This window comes from Pseudoalteromonas sp. APC 3694 (assembly GCF_030407565.1).
GTDB classification, from domain to species: domain Bacteria; phylum Pseudomonadota; class Gammaproteobacteria; order Enterobacterales; family Alteromonadaceae; genus Pseudoalteromonas; species Pseudoalteromonas tetraodonis.
Map to the genome: position 1 here is coordinate 32339 of NZ_JASDDE010000033.1, position 14102 is coordinate 46440.

The window sequence follows — 14102 nt, forward strand, 5'->3', positions numbered from 1 at the left end:
TTACACCCCATTCATCTTACGACGTCCGAGCTTACGATTTGGCTTGCCATCTTTACCGTAGCGCTCAGGCCATATTTCACAGGCACTTACGCCGATTACATCGGCAATGATTCGCTCTATAGCTGGGTAGGGTCTGTGTAATGCAGTTTGCACAGCATTTGAGGTGTAGCCGCGACTAAAAGACAACTGGCGGCATGACCAACCCTCATCCTCTAGCGCAGCTTTTATATCTGCTTTTGTCCAACCTGGACATTCTATGCTATCCATTTAAGCCACCTTTTGTTGTATATGTTTGTATCCATGCACACAAGCATATACATACATTTATATACATTCAAACTATTTTTATACGAACGTATACACGAAAAGGTTAAGCTGTTGATATTTAATATTATTTATTTTTTCTTAGGGGGGATCGCGGTTCGCGCTTTAAAGTGCGAAAGATCGCACTTGATAACACAGACTGTGTAAATTTTTTATTTTGTATGCACTCGTATGTGTGCTTAAATATATATACATCAATCATCCGAACACAGACTTGCTGATAAATGGCTGCATTCAACGACTATTTAAAATCGTTACGGGAACAAAAAGCCCTGGACATAGGCACTGTTGCTAAACGCATTGGAGTGCATAGACATACTCAGTCAAATTATGAGGGCCACAGAGATCCCCCAATTGATTACTTGGTTGATTTTGCTGAGGTGGTGGGTGTGTCTTTTGCTGAGATTCTTAAGAAACGCCTGGATTATTCAAAAGCCAATAAAGAAGCGGCTAAAAAAGCTATTAGTTCTTTAAATACAGTAAATTCAACCGATAACACAGTTTCTGATAATTCACTTAAATACAAAACTAGCAGTGAATTACTGCAAGTAAAACTTGGTGAGCTTTCACATACGGCTGTGCCTATGGACTCAACCATATACATTGATACTTGCAACAAGAACGTTACACCTGGTGCTATGTATGGCTTTCTAAACCCAATGACCGGTTGTTACTTTGCAGCTAAGCTAGTGTTAACTGATGCACAGCTTAAGCTGGTGTTTGATAACGCAAAGCGTAAAGATGCTGAATTTAATATTGAGGGTGGTAGTAATGAATTGCATTATGTTTTAAAAACTTTAGGTCTTTTAGGTAGGATTATTAAGGCTGAGCTTATTTTTTAGTTACCCATTTACTCCCGCGAATTTTAAAAAGCTTTTTTATTTTACCCATTTTATTCGCTCTTTCCTTTTCGCACTTAATTTTTGTTAAACTCCCTTTAAACCCTTATTTCTCCCGCGTTTTCCCATCTATTCTTATCTATTCCCTATTACCCATTAAGATCTGTTAGTTACATGTATGAAGGCGATATTTTCTTAGACTAATATCAGTGAGTAACACACTCAAACAGGTAGCTAACTCATTGATTGTTTTATTTTTGTACAAAGCATTGCTGCTGCAGTCAAAATTTATATTATGTTTTAGCGCTAGTTTTAATTTACGTAACTAATACGCATTTAGTTCAACCGTTTTAACGTACCAAAAATAAAAAGGAGCCATTTTTTTTAAATAAGTTAATTATCGCCTTATAAAAATACAGGAAATAGAACGCGTTTTTGCTATTAAAAGCCGTTTTCTTAAATTTTACTCATCACTTTATTGCCTCAAATTACAAACTTCATGCAAATATTTCCCTGTTTTTATAAAACAATATCACTGCGCTTTACTTAAATAGTGTTACAAAACGCGCAGATTGCACATAAAAACAACGAATAGACCTCTTTTTTGAATTTATGATCTTTTATATGTTGACACTTTGCTATGCGGTCATTAATATTTCGCCCCGTTGAAAGGCAAGACGCTTCCCCCTTAGCTCAGTTGGTTAGAGCGACGGACTGTTAATCCGCAGGTCCCCCGTTCGAGTCGGGGAGGGGGAGCCAAGTTTTTCAGCCATAAACGATTCCCCCTTAGCTCAGTTGGTTAGAGCGACGGACTGTTAATCCGCAGGTCCCCCGTTCGAGTCGGGGAGGGGGAGCCAATTTACTACAATCACATAGACATACCCTTCAATTTGCTCTACCATTCTTCTTTTAAAATAAAAACCTTTTTGCTTAAAAAACTAACCATTTGATAACTATTGATATCGAGCTATAATTAGTTTAATAATCATGAGGTTGTGTCCTCCCCCATTTGACATAAAAAGATTAAATAATGGCAGCTTTCAAAAAACTTATTCTTATACAACTGTTAGCTTGGCTGGTACTTGTGTCCGCTGGTAGTTATTTTATTAGCCAAAATTTTGATAATGCCATCGGCAATGCTCAAAAAAATGCACAAGCGACCGTTGAGCAATACATTAAAAATCTCTCTGCGACAGATATATCAGCAGAAAATCTTAAGAACACGCTTGCAACTAGTGAAACCTTTTCAAATTTTGTTTTACGTGACTATCAAGGCGTTGAAGTATTTTCGGTTAACAATGCAGTGCAATTACCTTTTATTGCTGAGCTTATTCAATCTAGTAGCAACTCAGTACGTCCTCAGTACGCCACAAACAATAACGCCGATATAAAAATTGAATTTAAATTAAACATTACTCACTTGGGTGAGCAGTTTCAAACCGCGTTTTTTGTTATTTTAATTGTTAGCACCCTACTCGCCCTAATACCTATTATATTGATGAAAACCATTGTTAAGCACATTAACGACAATATATGTACGGACGTTGCTGATGTTATTGATGTATATATCAATCAAAACCAACTAGGTGATGATTTTGCAACTCAAATTGATTCACCTGAGTTAGCTAAGTTGGGGAAAAGTTTAATTCCTAGCTTTAATCGTTTATCGCACTTTTTAAAAAGCAAAAACGACAATATAAAAAATGCAGCCAACGATATTAAACGTGAAGCCTACAAAGACGGCGTTACTGAATTAGGTAATCGCAATATGTTTGTTGATTACTACGAAAAAAATATAGAAAACACCGAAATAAGTACATTTGGCTCTTTAGCACTTGTCCGCTGTAGTGAGTTACAGTCAATTAATCAAAGTCGAGGCTATCAAAAAGGTGATGAGTACATTAAGTCGGTTGCAGATATCATAGTACATATCAGTGGTACCTATTCCGGCAGTCAAGTTTTTAGAGTAAACAGCTCTGACTTTATAATTATATTGCCGAATACCCCGTTAAAAGAAGCTGAAAAATTTGGTGAAAACTTACAATCTCGCTTTACTCAATATATGCAAAACCAAGAGCTTAGCTCGGTTGCAAACACAGGTATTGTGGGGTACGAAAAAGCCAAACCTTTAGGTGAGTTGCTCTCTATCGTTGATAACGCAATGAGTATGGCGCAATCTAAGCAAGCTAATGCGTGGCATGTGCAGCGCGATACTGATCTTGTTAATAATGTGAGCGCAGGGTTTGGTAACCAAAACTGGCGTAAAGTGATTAACCAGGTGATCGAGTCTAAAAGCGTCCATTTTGTGATCCAAAATATTATGCCATTAGGTAAAAGCATTAAAGCCTATGCTGAAATTCAAGCCCGCTTCAAAACAGAAGAAAATCAAGCTTTGCCTACCGCTTCATTTTTAGCAATGGCTGAAAAGCTCGATATGGCAATAGAAATTGATAGGTTAATTATAGAATCGTCGTTAGAAAGAATAAAATCGAGTAATTTATCTGAAAAATACTTTGGCTTAAATATTACCCCTTCAAGTGCGCACAGTGACCAATTTATGATTTGGTTAGAGCGTCGTTTGCTTAAAGATACCCATATTGCTTCTAAGTTAATTTTTGAGGTGAGTGAATTTGGTCTGCTACAAAACATTAAAGCAAGCAAACGTTTTATTGATATGGTGCATCGCGTTGGAGCCAGAATTACTGTTGAACGCTTTGGTGTAGGACTCACATCATTTAAGTTTTTCAGAGATTTAAAACCAGACTTTATTAAAATGGATGCAAGTTATACCCGAGGCTTAGAGGATGATAAAAATAATCAGTACTTTATGCGTTTAATGGTCGACCTTGCACACCGAATTGGCGTCAGTGTTTTTGCTGAGGGCGTTGAAAGCCAAGAAGAAAAACACATTGTAGAAACGTTATGCCTAGATGGTGTTCAAGGTTACTACATTGAAAAGCCCAAAGACATCTAACGCCTCTACTCCAATTAACGTAAAAAAGAGCATGTATGCTCTTTTTTACGTTCTAAAGTGTGCTTTTATGAATTTTCAGCCGTTAAAATGCTGACAGTTTTTTAATTGCAATGTCCCTTGATTTTAACCCTTTACAATTAGCCCATTATTTAACGTTGTTTATTTAACTGATAATCACTCAACGTGTTGTTAATCACAGCAGAAAAAAGGATAATACACGGGATTTTATTAGCGTGAGGCACACATGACAGAATACGTCTTGTTATTAATTGGAACAGTGTTAGTCAACAACTTTGTATTAGTACAATTTTTAGGCCTTTGCCCGTTTATGGGTGTGTCTGGGAAACTTGACACAGCCATAGGTATGTCTTTGGCAACTACTTTTGTGCTAACGCTTGCCTCTGTAACAAGCTATTTAGTAAATGAGTATATTTTATTACCTTTGGATATTACCTATCTGAAAACAATGAGCTTTATTTTAGTGATAGCTGTTGTTGTACAATTTACTGAAATGGTTGTCAGAAAAACCAGTCCAACGCTTTACCGGTTACTGGGAATATTTTTACCTTTAATAACCACTAACTGTGCGGTATTGGGTGTTGCTTTATTAAATATCAAAGAAGATCACACGTTTTTACAATCGGCCGTTTATGGCTTTGGTGCTGCGGTGGGGTTTTCATTAGTATTGGTTTTATTTGCTGCATTGCGCGAGCGTTTAGCCGCAGCAGACGTACCAACCCCATTTAAAGGTGCCTCAATCGCAATGATAACGGCAGGTTTAATGTCAATGGCCTTCATGGGTTTTACTGGATTAGTGAAGTTTTAATATGACCTTGTTGTACGCTTTAATAGCGCTGGGTTTGCTGGCGTTAATTTTCGGATTAATTTTAGGGTTTGCAGCAGTGCGCTTTCGAGTTGAAGGTAATCCTGTTGTAGAACAAATAGACACCATTTTACCGCAAACACAATGCGGCCAATGTGGTTACCCGGGCTGTCGTCCTTATGCAGAAGCCATTGCCAATGGCGATGAAATAAATAAATGCCCTCCAGGTGGTGATGCAACAGTTAAAAAATTGGCTGATTTGATGGGTGTTGAGGCTAAACCCCTCGCTGGCGGTGAACAAGCAGATCCGGTTAAAACAGTGGCGTATATCCGCGAAGACGAATGTATTGGCTGTACCAAATGTATTCAAGCCTGCCCTGTTGATGCCATTGTGGGTGCAACACGTCAAATGCATACCGTTCTAATTGACGAATGCACTGGCTGCGATTTGTGCGTTGAACCTTGTCCGGTCGATTGTATTGACATGCTACCTGTTGAACCAACAAAACAAACCTGGAAATGGCAATTAGACGCTATTCCAGTTACCCAAATAGATTAGAGGTTTGAGTGGAAAAGTTACTTGAACAAATAAAAAAAGGCACCGTTTGGGCATTTCCTGGCGGCGTACATCCTCCTCAGCAGAAATCATTATCTAATAGTGCGCCTATAGCCAGACTCCCATTGCCTGAAAAACTTGTTCTGCCTTTAAAGCAGCACATTGGCGCTAGTGGTAAATTAATAGTTGAAAAAAACCAGCACGTATTAAAAGGCCAAGCCTTAACAAAGCCATCAGCTAATTGGTCGGTGCCAATACATGCACCTACATCAGGCACAATTATTGATATTACGCCTATGCCATCAGCGCATCCTTCGGCATTACCTGAATTAAGCATTATTATTGAACCCGATGGCAAGGATACCTGGTGTGAATTATCGCCTTTAGCAAACCCAGCCACTGCATCACACGATGAACTGGTTGATGTTATTCATAATGCGGGTATTTCTGGGATGGGCGGCGCAGGTTTCCCAACCTATGTAAAAGCTGATATTAAACAACCTATTGAAATTTTGATTGTTAATGCGGTTGAGTGTGAACCTTACATCACGGCTGACGATACCTTAATGCGTGAGCACGCCGCTGAAATAGTCAAAGGTATTGAGCTAATGCAGCAGTTACTCAATCCGACGCTGTGTATTATTGGTATTGAAGATAATAAGCCCGAGGCTATCACAGCCATGACAGAAGCAGCGAAGCATAACGAGCATATCTTAATACAAACCGTGCCTACTGTTTACCCTTCTGGCGGTGAAAAACAGCTAATAAAACTGCTCACTAACCGTGAAGTACCAAACGGCGGTATCCCTGCTGATATCGGCATTTTAGTACATAACACCGGCACTTTATTTGCGATTCAGCAAGCTGTATACGAAGGTAAACCGTTAATTGAACGTGTCGTTACCGTTACCGGCAATACTATACATAATCCAGGCAATGTATGGGCGTTATTAGGTACTGAAATTAAGCACTTACTTGATTGCCAAGGTTTTTCACCGGTGCCACAACAACGCGTGGTCATGGGCGGCCCTATGATGGGCTTTACCTTACCCACAGTTCGTATTGGCGTTGTTAAAACAACAAACTGCATACTTGCCCCAGATCATAAAGAATTAGCAGAGCCTGGCCCAGAAAAAGCCTGTATTCGCTGCAGTGCCTGTGCCGATGCCTGCCCTGCCTCGTTATTGCCACAACAATTACAATGGTTTGCTAAATCAAAAGAATACGACAAACTCCAAGAGCATAACTTATTTGACTGTATTGAATGTGGTGCCTGTGCCTATGTATGCCCTAGTGAAATACCACTTGTTCAGTATTACCGCGTTGCAAAAGTTGAAATTAAAGAGCAAATTGCCGAGAAGATAAAATCTGATCGTGCTAAAGAGCGCTTTGATGCACGTAAAGCGCGTTTAGAGCAAGAACAAGCTGAGCGAAAAAATCGCCATAAACGTAAACCTGCCCCTAAATCGACCGAAGAGCAGCAAAAAGTAGCCGATGCCCTTGCCCGCGTTAAAGATAAAACCAGCGATGGTGACAATAAATCAGCTGTAGCAGCGGCAATTGCGCGTGCTAAAGCCAAAAAGCAAGGTGGCGAACTCGAGCCAGATAACAGTGAAGTTGCAAAAGAGCGCGCAGCACGTAAAGAGCAAGCTCGCCTTTATAAAGAGCAAAAGGCACAAAACAATGGTGATGACGAGCCTGTAGATGATAAAAAATCAGCCGTTGCTGCCGCTAATGCCCGTGCTAAAGCCAAAAAAGCAGCACAAGCCAATGAACAAGCGCAAAGTGATGACACAGAAAGTGAATCGCCAGTCGCTACCGATGATAAAAAAGCTGCCGTCGCTGCCGCCATTGCTCGCGCTAAAGCTAAAAAGGCAGCACAAGCTAATGAGCAAGCGCCAAGTGATGACACAGTAAGTGAATCGCCAGTTGCTGCAGATGATAAAAAAGCTGCGGTAGCTGCCGCCATTGCCCGCGCTAAAGCCAGAAAAGCAGCACAAGCTAATGAGCAAGCAGCAGCTGATAACACAGCAAGTGAATTACCTGACGCTGCCGATGATAAAAAAGCTGCCGTTGCTGCGGCTATTGCCCGCGCTAAAGCCAAAAAAGCAGCAGCTGATAACACAGCAAGTGAATTACCTGACGCTGCCGATGATAAAAAAGCCGCCGTGGCTGCGGCTATTGCCCGTGCTAAAGCTAAAAAAGCAGCGCAAGCTAATGAATTAGCAAAACAAAGTGAAAACGCTGAGCCACAAGGCAACGATGAATCTTCAGAAGGTTCACAGCAAACAGCTCAAGAAAAAAAGAAAGCCGCCGTAGCCGCCGCCATTGCCCGTGCTAAAGCTAAAAAGCAACAAAAAGAAGGAAACGATCAGTCATGAAACTAACCATGGCCAGTTCACCCCACAATCATAGTCACAAATCTGTGACACGGTTAATGTTAACTGTGATTGCGGCTTGTATTCCTGGTGTTATTGCACAAGTTGTATTTTTTGGTACCGGTGTCCTTATTCAATTATTATTAGCGTTAGTGTGTGTAAGCGCATTTGAGGCAGCCATTATGCTAATGCGTAAGCGCCCTATTTGGCCTGCATTAAGCGATGGCAGCGCATGGCTAACCGGCGTGCTATTAGCGATTAGTATTCCGCCTTTAGCGCCTTGGTGGGTTATTGTTATAGGGTGTTTATTTGCCATTGTTATTGTTAAGCAACTTTATGGTGGTTTAGGCTTTAATTTATTTAACCCTGCAATGGCAGCCTATGTACTTTTATTAGTGTCGTTCCCTGTGCAAATGACGGCTTGGTTACCGGTTACAGAGTTACTCAATACGGGCATTACTTTTAGCCAGCAGCTTAGTCTAATATTTAGTGACTTTACAACGTTAGGATACAGCTTAGATCAGCTCAGAGTGGGTATTGATGGCAGCACGATGGCCACCCCTCTTGATACGTTAAAAACAGATATTGCTCATAGCCTTACCGTCACTGAAAGTATGCAAAAACCGGTATTTAATGAATGGGTTGGCCTAGGTTGGGGTTGGGTTAATTTAGCCTTCTTACTCGGTGGCCTTTATTTATTAAAAACAAAAGTGATTAACTGGCATATACCAGTGAGTTTTATTGCCAGTTTAAGCCTATGCGCTGCAATTGGTTATATTGCCTCGCCAGGCACTGAGCCGGGTCTGGTATTTCACTTATTTAGTGGTGCGACTATGCTCGGAGCCTTTTTTATCGCCACCGATCCTGTATCAGCTGCAACCACCAATCGAGGTCGCCTTATTTATGGTGCAGCAATTGGTTTAATTGTGTATTTAATTCGCACCTTTGGTGGTTTTCCTGATGCTGTTGCATTTGGGGTGTTGCTAATAAACATAGCGGTACCGCTTATCGATTACTATACACAACCAAGAACCTATGGCCATGGAGCAGTAAAATGATTATTTCTTCAATGGTAAAAAATGGCGCAATATTGTGTGGGTTTGCGTTACTAACAACGGGACTCGTTGCCACAATTAATACACTTACCGCTGATAAAATTGCAGAGCAAGAGCAATTACAATTAACTAATCAGCTTCAAGAAGTATTGCCGCATTCCAAATACAGCAATGAGCTATCGCAAGATTGTGTAATCATATCAGACCCTTTACTGGGGCCATACGACAACCAAGTTATTTATCGTGCCCGAAAAGATAACGAACCTGTGGCATTAGTCATTCGTCATGTCACCCCTAGCGGCTACAGTGGTGATATAAACTTACTCAGTGCGGTATATCGCGATGGCAGCGTTGCTGGTGTAAGGGTTACTAAGCATGAAGAAACACCAGGTTTAGGTGATAAGGTTGAAATAAAAAAATCAGACTGGATCACCACATTTAATGCAAAAACAGTACAAAGCGAAAGCGACGATCGTTGGGCCGTTAAAAAAGACGGCGGCCAGTTTGACCAGTTTACTGGCGCTACAATTACACCTCGTGCCGTTGTAGGCTCAGTCAAAAACGCGGTACTTTATGCACAAGATAACTTTGATGCTCTGTTCACAGCAGCAAACGCATGCCCAGAGGTAACGCCATGAGCGAATTAAAAACCCTTTACAAAGAAGGCTTATGGGGAAATAACCCCGCCTTGGTACAGTTATTAGGTTTATGCCCTTTACTCGCTGTTACCTCTACAATTACTAATGCACTAGGTTTAGGCTTAGCAACCTTATTGGTATTAGTGGGCTCTAATATTACTGTATCAATAGTGCGTAACTGGGTACCTAAAGATATTAGAATACCTGTGTTTGTGATGATTATTGCCGGTTTTGTAACAATTGTGCAACTGTTAATGAACGCTTACACTTTTGGCCTTTACCAATCTTTAGGGATTTTCATTCCGTTAATTGTAACCAACTGCGCCATTATTGGCCGTGCAGAAGCGTTTGCCTCAAAAAATCCAGTGCACTTATCCGCCTTTGATGGCTTGATGATGGGCTTAGGCTTTATGTTAGTTCTGGTTGTACTTGGCGCTATGCGAGAGCTGGTTGGACAAGGCACATTATTTGATGGTGCCGATTTATTACTCGGGCCTTGGGCTGCTATATTGCGCATTGAAGTGTTTAGCTTTGATAGCCAGTTTTTACTGGCCATTTTACCACCGGGCGCATTCTTAGGGCTTGGGCTGCTGATCGCCGCTAAAAACGTAATTGATGCACAAATAAAATCAAAACAAGTCGCACCGCCAGAAGCTGAAAAAGGCCCTCGAGCGCGTGTTACTAGCTTAACTTAAGGGGAAAACGCATTAACCTAATAAAGCTAATGCGTTTTAAGTTATATGAATAAAGAAAAACGTCACCAAATACTTACTCGCTTACGCGATGACAATCCACATCCTGAAACGGAGCTTGAATATTCAAGCCCATTTGAGTTGTTAGTTGCCGTTACGCTCTCAGCACAAGCCACCGATGTTGGGGTAAATAAAGCCACTCGTAAATTATTTCCGGTTGCTAATACGCCACAAGCCATTTTAGATATTGGCCACGACACACTGCGTGATTACATAAAAACCATCGGCTTATTTAATTCCAAAGCTGCGAACGTATACAAAATGTGCCAAATATTGGTAGATCAGCATAACGGTGAAGTGCCAGAAAATCGTGAAGCCCTAGAAGCCCTCCCTGGCGTTGGCCGTAAAACTGCTAACGTAGTATTAAATACGGCCTTCGGCTGGCTAAAGGATAATGAAGGTAGATACTTTTTAGCAGTAGATACTCACATCCAACGTCTTGCAAACCGTTCGGGTTACGCTAAAGGTAAAACTGTTGAGCAGACAGAACAGGCCATAATTAAAAATACGCCAAATAAAAAAGAGTTTATGTTTAACCTCCATCATTGGTTTATTTTACATGGGCGCTATACGTGTACAGCGAGAAAACCAAAATGTGGAAGCTGTATAATCGAGGATTTGTGTGACTATAAAGAGAAAACTGAGTCATAGCTAAGAGTAGTTACTTTTTAGTTAGTATAAACCTTTTAACAGCCACATTTTTTAGTTTCCATTTAATAAGTTGGCTATTTGGTTCTCATATGAGCCTTTATTAGGCCAGCACCAGTTAAATTGAAAATTTGCGTTAACTTAAGAATAATTTGAATTTAAGCAAGGTGTTGCAATTAGATTATGATTTATTAATTAGAGCCCAGCTTAAACCTAAAATTTAAATACAGAATTCATTGGAAGCTATTTCTGGTTTGTGCCAAAAGCAGCCCTTGAGTGACTTAGTGATAAAGGCTGCAATGATACGATTGCTGACATTTCACTATTTCTTTTTATGCCTTCTCATTGCCATTAATAGACTGTCATTTAGCTATCGCAACAACTTTGACCTTCTTGAATTGGCGGGCATTTCACTGTTCCATAAGAGCAATATACGCAACAATCGCCTTTCAAAGGCTTTAGGAGAACTTTGCAAGATTCACATTCATAATACCACTGGCAAGCGTTGGTTGGCATTTCTTCAGTTTTACTGAAGCCACACTCAGGGCAAGTAATGGTAGAATTTAACTCTATACTTTGCATGTTTGCTCCTTCAAAGGTTTAACAATGTCTAATACGGACATTACAATCATCAAACAAATACCTACATAAAACAAATAAGTGCTCCATTCGTATTGCCATAGTGGATAGAGGGTTAACAAAACCGCTATAGGGCCAATAACCCCAAGAATACCTCTCGCATGATTTTGGTTTTTATACCAGTTATACAAATTTACCAACAATGCCAGAGTTGCAAATATAGGTAACAAGGTATTTACAGCAATTCCCTCAAAGTGAGAGAGAAAGCCTAATCCTAATGCTGATGCTAACGAGCCGAGTGCGGGGAAGCACCCCGTACAACTAAGAGCCGCAAGCCAAACACCACCTGAGCTAACTTTATCTAAAATCTTATTAATCATTTTTAACGTCTAACATTATTTGAATGATTTGAGTATGAACTCCGTAGGTAGGTACGGAGTCAATACTATTTTAGCGAATCGATTATTGGGCAGTGGGATTGATCGTTATTGTTGCGGCATGAATTAGTCATTTCTTTTATGACGACTTCTAAGCGTTGAAGGTCAGCTATCTTATTTTGAATTACGTTCAATTTCAGCAAGCCTAGGGATTCTACTTTGGCACAATCGCCATCCATTGACATCAATGAAGCCACTTCTTTTAGAGTAAAGCCAAGTGCTTTGGCCTTACAGATGAATTGTAATTGTTTGGTGATTGAGTCGTCATAGACACGATAACCATTTTGAGGTTTTTGAGGCTGTTTTATCAAGCCTTCCCGCTCATAAAACCGTATAGTTTCTACGCCTATATCAAGTTCTTTAGCCAACTTGCCTATTGTTTTCATCGTCCAACCATAAAATCAACTTTAATCATGACATTAGTATATCAATACGAAGTAAAATTGCTCGAACTACAATGACTGGTTTTCGCTCTTTTGAGGCATTCGCCTCAACACGTTTTGGGGCAAAGGTGAGTTATATTGATAAATCGTCGATGGACAAAAATGAGTTATGACGAATGCGTGCTTTGTGCCAAAAGCAGACATAGGGAATGCTGTGCTTTGCAGGAAACTTTTTGAAGCTGTGTGATTCATAGGTCTCATTTTACACAGTACCTATATAAGGAATCATTACTTATGGGCTAAGACAGAGCACACGTGTTACTGGACTTCCCAACGAACTAGAGCGATAGAGTAAAGTGGTTGTTATTTTTTTAATGAGGATAAACTTTGAAGTTATGATCAAACCAAAGCACGTAAAAAATATTTTGCCTTCTAATACCTACAACAGGGTGTTTAGCTTTATATCGGAAGGCAAGAAAGTATTCTGTATCTTCAGGAATCTCTTTCGGGATAGCCACTTTAATTGAATTTCTAGCAATCTTTTCGCATCCTAAGCCATGTCGATTTTCTTCTTGAATCTCTCTCCAAGAGAGGTGTTTACGACGAAAAATAGCTTCAGCAAAAAAAGCTTTATTGTTTTTATCTAGTTTACTAAAACAATGCTTTCCATTTACAACGCGCTCCAAAGAAAAAACTATTTTGCTGCTATCATAGTCTTGAGTATTCTCGTTTACCTGGAATCGAGACTTATTACCTTGAGTATTTTTAGATGCTTTATCCGCATCTTTAATCTTTCCTTTGATTTTTCCAGCCATTCGTTTATTAATTTAGCCTAGTTTTAAAATATTCAACAATTTCATTAAAAGGTATTGTACCCGCTGTTGATTCATGATTTAGCCAAGGCGCCTCTTCATGAGTCATATTTCTTAGCTTCCAGGCACTATATTTACCAAAGACTTCAGCAACTTCATATATGACTTCTAGCTGTTCTTTTTCAAACTTCTCTTCTAAATCAGGGTTAACGTCCAGTTCTACTGGGTTTCGACCAAACTTTTTAAGCTCATGATATAAAGTTGGTACAACCGGCCCGTGCTCCCAAGCTTTTATCTCATCATCAAATAATTTCTTACCTGTCAATGCACCGCAGAAACCGAGGCAATACCATACTAACTTTTGCAGTTTTAGATTAGACAAATCACTGTCTTCTTGATTTTGGTAATTAACCAAAACCTTAGCAACATCTAGTGCTGTGACCATATCCTACTCCTTACTCAAAATTTTGCGGATGTTAACACTGAATGTATAAACAGTATAGTGCGCAGCGCAAATAAAACACAGTATTTAAATAGTGCGTTAATCGAACATATTTCTAATAACGTAACATTCAATTTGCTACTATACCTTGCTAATATCAGTTTCCAACCGCTTATGAAATCCTATTGACGCGTCTTGTTAGAAGTCCTTTACCATGATACTTCGAAAAGCCAAGAATCTTCTTTTTCAGAGTGCATAGTTATTTTGTAACCTTTACTTTTTACTTCAGATAAAACTTCTTCTAGCTCTTCTTTTGTAACGGCACTTTTTAATAACGATTTTGCAAAAGAGAACTTTCCACGTTCTGAGTGAACTTTTACAGATTCGCAAATTTGGTTGAATACTTGTGCATATTCTCATGCATCGCGATCACCTAATACTATCTAAGCCGATCACCTAATA

Annotated in this window: 15 protein-coding genes and 2 tRNA genes; 11 read left to right on the top strand and 6 right to left on the bottom strand. The window is 39.8% G+C overall.

Features of this window, described 5'->3' with window-relative positions; genetic code table 11:
* Nucleotides 1–267: a helix-turn-helix domain-containing protein gene (locus QMA00_RS12290; RefSeq protein ID WP_109874407.1), complete on the bottom strand. Its 267-nt coding sequence runs from the start codon at nucleotides 265–267 to the stop codon at nucleotides 1–3.
* Between the two features lie 281 nt (nucleotides 268–548).
* Here QMA00_RS12290 and QMA00_RS12295 point away from each other — a divergent pair, with 281 nt between their 5' ends.
* The 11 genes from QMA00_RS12295 to nth all read left to right on the top strand — a co-directional run bounded on the left by QMA00_RS12295 (nucleotide 549) and on the right by nth (nucleotide 10990).
* Complete coding sequence (locus QMA00_RS12295; protein WP_290157483.1) at nucleotides 549–1166, top strand: helix-turn-helix transcriptional regulator; 618 nt, start codon at nucleotides 549–551, stop codon at nucleotides 1164–1166.
* Between the two features lie 679 nt (nucleotides 1167–1845).
* Nucleotides 1846–1922: transfer RNA gene (locus QMA00_RS12300), tRNA-Asn, on the top strand.
* Nucleotides 1923–1943: 21 nt separating this feature from the next.
* A tRNA-Asn gene (locus tag QMA00_RS12305) sits at nucleotides 1944–2020 on the top strand.
* Nucleotides 2021–2193: 173 nt separating this feature from the next.
* A complete protein-coding gene (locus tag QMA00_RS12310; protein WP_290157484.1) occupies nucleotides 2194–4137 on the top strand; it encodes a GGDEF domain-containing protein in 1944 nt (647 codons plus the stop codon).
* Between the two features lie 244 nt (nucleotides 4138–4381).
* Nucleotides 4382–4963: an electron transport complex subunit RsxA gene (gene rsxA / locus QMA00_RS12315; protein WP_008115244.1), complete on the top strand. Its 582-nt coding sequence runs from the start codon at nucleotides 4382–4384 to the stop codon at nucleotides 4961–4963.
* Between the two features lies 1 nt (nucleotide 4964).
* Complete coding sequence (rsxB, locus tag QMA00_RS12320) at nucleotides 4965–5519, top strand: electron transport complex subunit RsxB (RefSeq protein WP_069439672.1); 555 nt, start codon at nucleotides 4965–4967, stop codon at nucleotides 5517–5519.
* 8 nt (nucleotides 5520–5527) lie between these two features.
* Complete coding sequence (gene rsxC / locus QMA00_RS12325; RefSeq protein WP_290157485.1) at nucleotides 5528–7897, top strand: electron transport complex subunit RsxC; 2370 nt, start codon at nucleotides 5528–5530, stop codon at nucleotides 7895–7897.
* Complete coding sequence (rsxD, locus tag QMA00_RS12330) at nucleotides 7894–8952, top strand: electron transport complex subunit RsxD (protein WP_290157486.1); 1059 nt, start codon at nucleotides 7894–7896, stop codon at nucleotides 8950–8952. The genes rsxC and rsxD overlap by 4 nt, the downstream gene beginning before the upstream one ends.
* Complete coding sequence (rsxG, locus tag QMA00_RS12335) at nucleotides 8949–9587, top strand: electron transport complex subunit RsxG (RefSeq protein ID WP_262977212.1); 639 nt, start codon at nucleotides 8949–8951, stop codon at nucleotides 9585–9587. The genes rsxD and rsxG overlap by 4 nt, the downstream gene beginning before the upstream one ends.
* Nucleotides 9584–10282, top strand: a complete 699-nt coding sequence (locus QMA00_RS12340; protein WP_010388435.1) for an electron transport complex subunit E — start codon at nucleotides 9584–9586, stop codon at nucleotides 10280–10282. The genes rsxG and QMA00_RS12340 overlap by 4 nt, the downstream gene beginning before the upstream one ends.
* A gap of 45 nt (nucleotides 10283–10327) precedes the next feature.
* On the top strand, nucleotides 10328–10990 hold the full coding sequence (gene nth, locus QMA00_RS12345; protein WP_076923040.1) for an endonuclease III: 663 nt from the start codon (nucleotides 10328–10330) through the stop codon (nucleotides 10988–10990).
* Nucleotides 10991–11353: 363 nt separating this feature from the next.
* On the opposite strand, the gene QMA00_RS12350 is transcribed toward nth, so the two are convergent.
* The 5 genes from QMA00_RS12350 to QMA00_RS12370 all read right to left on the bottom strand — a co-directional run bounded on the left by QMA00_RS12350 (nucleotide 11354) and on the right by QMA00_RS12370 (nucleotide 13643).
* Entirely contained in the window at nucleotides 11354–11569 is a 216-nt protein-coding gene (locus tag QMA00_RS12350) for a GDCCVxC domain-containing (seleno)protein (protein ID WP_076916053.1), read from the bottom strand.
* On the bottom strand, nucleotides 11557–11946 hold the full coding sequence (gene merC, locus QMA00_RS12355) for an organomercurial transporter MerC (RefSeq protein WP_024601094.1): 390 nt from the start codon (nucleotides 11944–11946) through the stop codon (nucleotides 11557–11559). The genes QMA00_RS12350 and merC overlap by 13 nt, the downstream gene beginning before the upstream one ends.
* A gap of 65 nt (nucleotides 11947–12011) precedes the next feature.
* Nucleotides 12012–12389: a MerR family transcriptional regulator gene (locus QMA00_RS12360; RefSeq protein WP_010557530.1), complete on the bottom strand. Its 378-nt coding sequence runs from the start codon at nucleotides 12387–12389 to the stop codon at nucleotides 12012–12014.
* A gap of 368 nt (nucleotides 12390–12757) precedes the next feature.
* The gene (locus QMA00_RS12365) at nucleotides 12758–13201 is read right to left on the bottom strand and encodes a hypothetical protein (protein ID WP_076923039.1); all 444 of its coding nucleotides are present in this window, start codon (nucleotides 13199–13201) and stop codon (nucleotides 12758–12760) included.
* A 7-nt stretch (nucleotides 13202–13208) separates the two neighbouring features.
* Complete coding sequence (locus QMA00_RS12370; RefSeq protein WP_076923038.1) at nucleotides 13209–13643, bottom strand: type II toxin-antitoxin system antitoxin SocA domain-containing protein; 435 nt, start codon at nucleotides 13641–13643, stop codon at nucleotides 13209–13211.
* Nucleotides 13644–14102 lie beyond the last annotated feature (459 nt).

What these genes read in the sequence shown, in the direction of transcription:
- QMA00_RS12290 (WP_109874407.1), bottom strand. Translation starts at nt 267, where the DNA reads ATGGATAGCATAGAATGTCCAGGTTGGACAAAAGCAGATATAAAAGCT.
- QMA00_RS12295 (WP_290157483.1), top strand. Translation starts at nt 549, where the DNA reads ATGGCTGCATTCAACGACTATTTAAAATCGTTACGGGAACAAAAAGCC.
- QMA00_RS12310 (WP_290157484.1), top strand. Translation starts at nt 2,194, where the DNA reads ATGGCAGCTTTCAAAAAACTTATTCTTATACAACTGTTAGCTTGGCTG.
- rsxA (WP_008115244.1), top strand. Translation starts at nt 4,382, where the DNA reads ATGACAGAATACGTCTTGTTATTAATTGGAACAGTGTTAGTCAACAAC.
- rsxB (WP_069439672.1), top strand. Translation starts at nt 4,965, where the DNA reads ATGACCTTGTTGTACGCTTTAATAGCGCTGGGTTTGCTGGCGTTAATT.
- rsxD (WP_290157486.1), top strand. Translation starts at nt 7,894, where the DNA reads ATGAAACTAACCATGGCCAGTTCACCCCACAATCATAGTCACAAATCT.
- rsxG (WP_262977212.1), top strand. Translation starts at nt 8,949, where the DNA reads ATGATTATTTCTTCAATGGTAAAAAATGGCGCAATATTGTGTGGGTTT.
- QMA00_RS12340 (WP_010388435.1), top strand. Translation starts at nt 9,584, where the DNA reads ATGAGCGAATTAAAAACCCTTTACAAAGAAGGCTTATGGGGAAATAAC.
- nth (WP_076923040.1), top strand. Translation starts at nt 10,328, where the DNA reads ATGAATAAAGAAAAACGTCACCAAATACTTACTCGCTTACGCGATGAC.
- QMA00_RS12350 (WP_076916053.1), bottom strand. Translation starts at nt 11,569, where the DNA reads ATGCAAAGTATAGAGTTAAATTCTACCATTACTTGCCCTGAGTGTGGC.
- merC (WP_024601094.1), bottom strand. Translation starts at nt 11,946, where the DNA reads ATGATTAATAAGATTTTAGATAAAGTTAGCTCAGGTGGTGTTTGGCTT.
- QMA00_RS12360 (WP_010557530.1), bottom strand. Translation starts at nt 12,389, where the DNA reads ATGAAAACAATAGGCAAGTTGGCTAAAGAACTTGATATAGGCGTAGAA.
- QMA00_RS12365 (WP_076923039.1), bottom strand. Translation starts at nt 13,201, where the DNA reads ATGGCTGGAAAAATCAAAGGAAAGATTAAAGATGCGGATAAAGCATCT.
- QMA00_RS12370 (WP_076923038.1), bottom strand. Translation starts at nt 13,643, where the DNA reads ATGGTCACAGCACTAGATGTTGCTAAGGTTTTGGTTAATTACCAAAAT.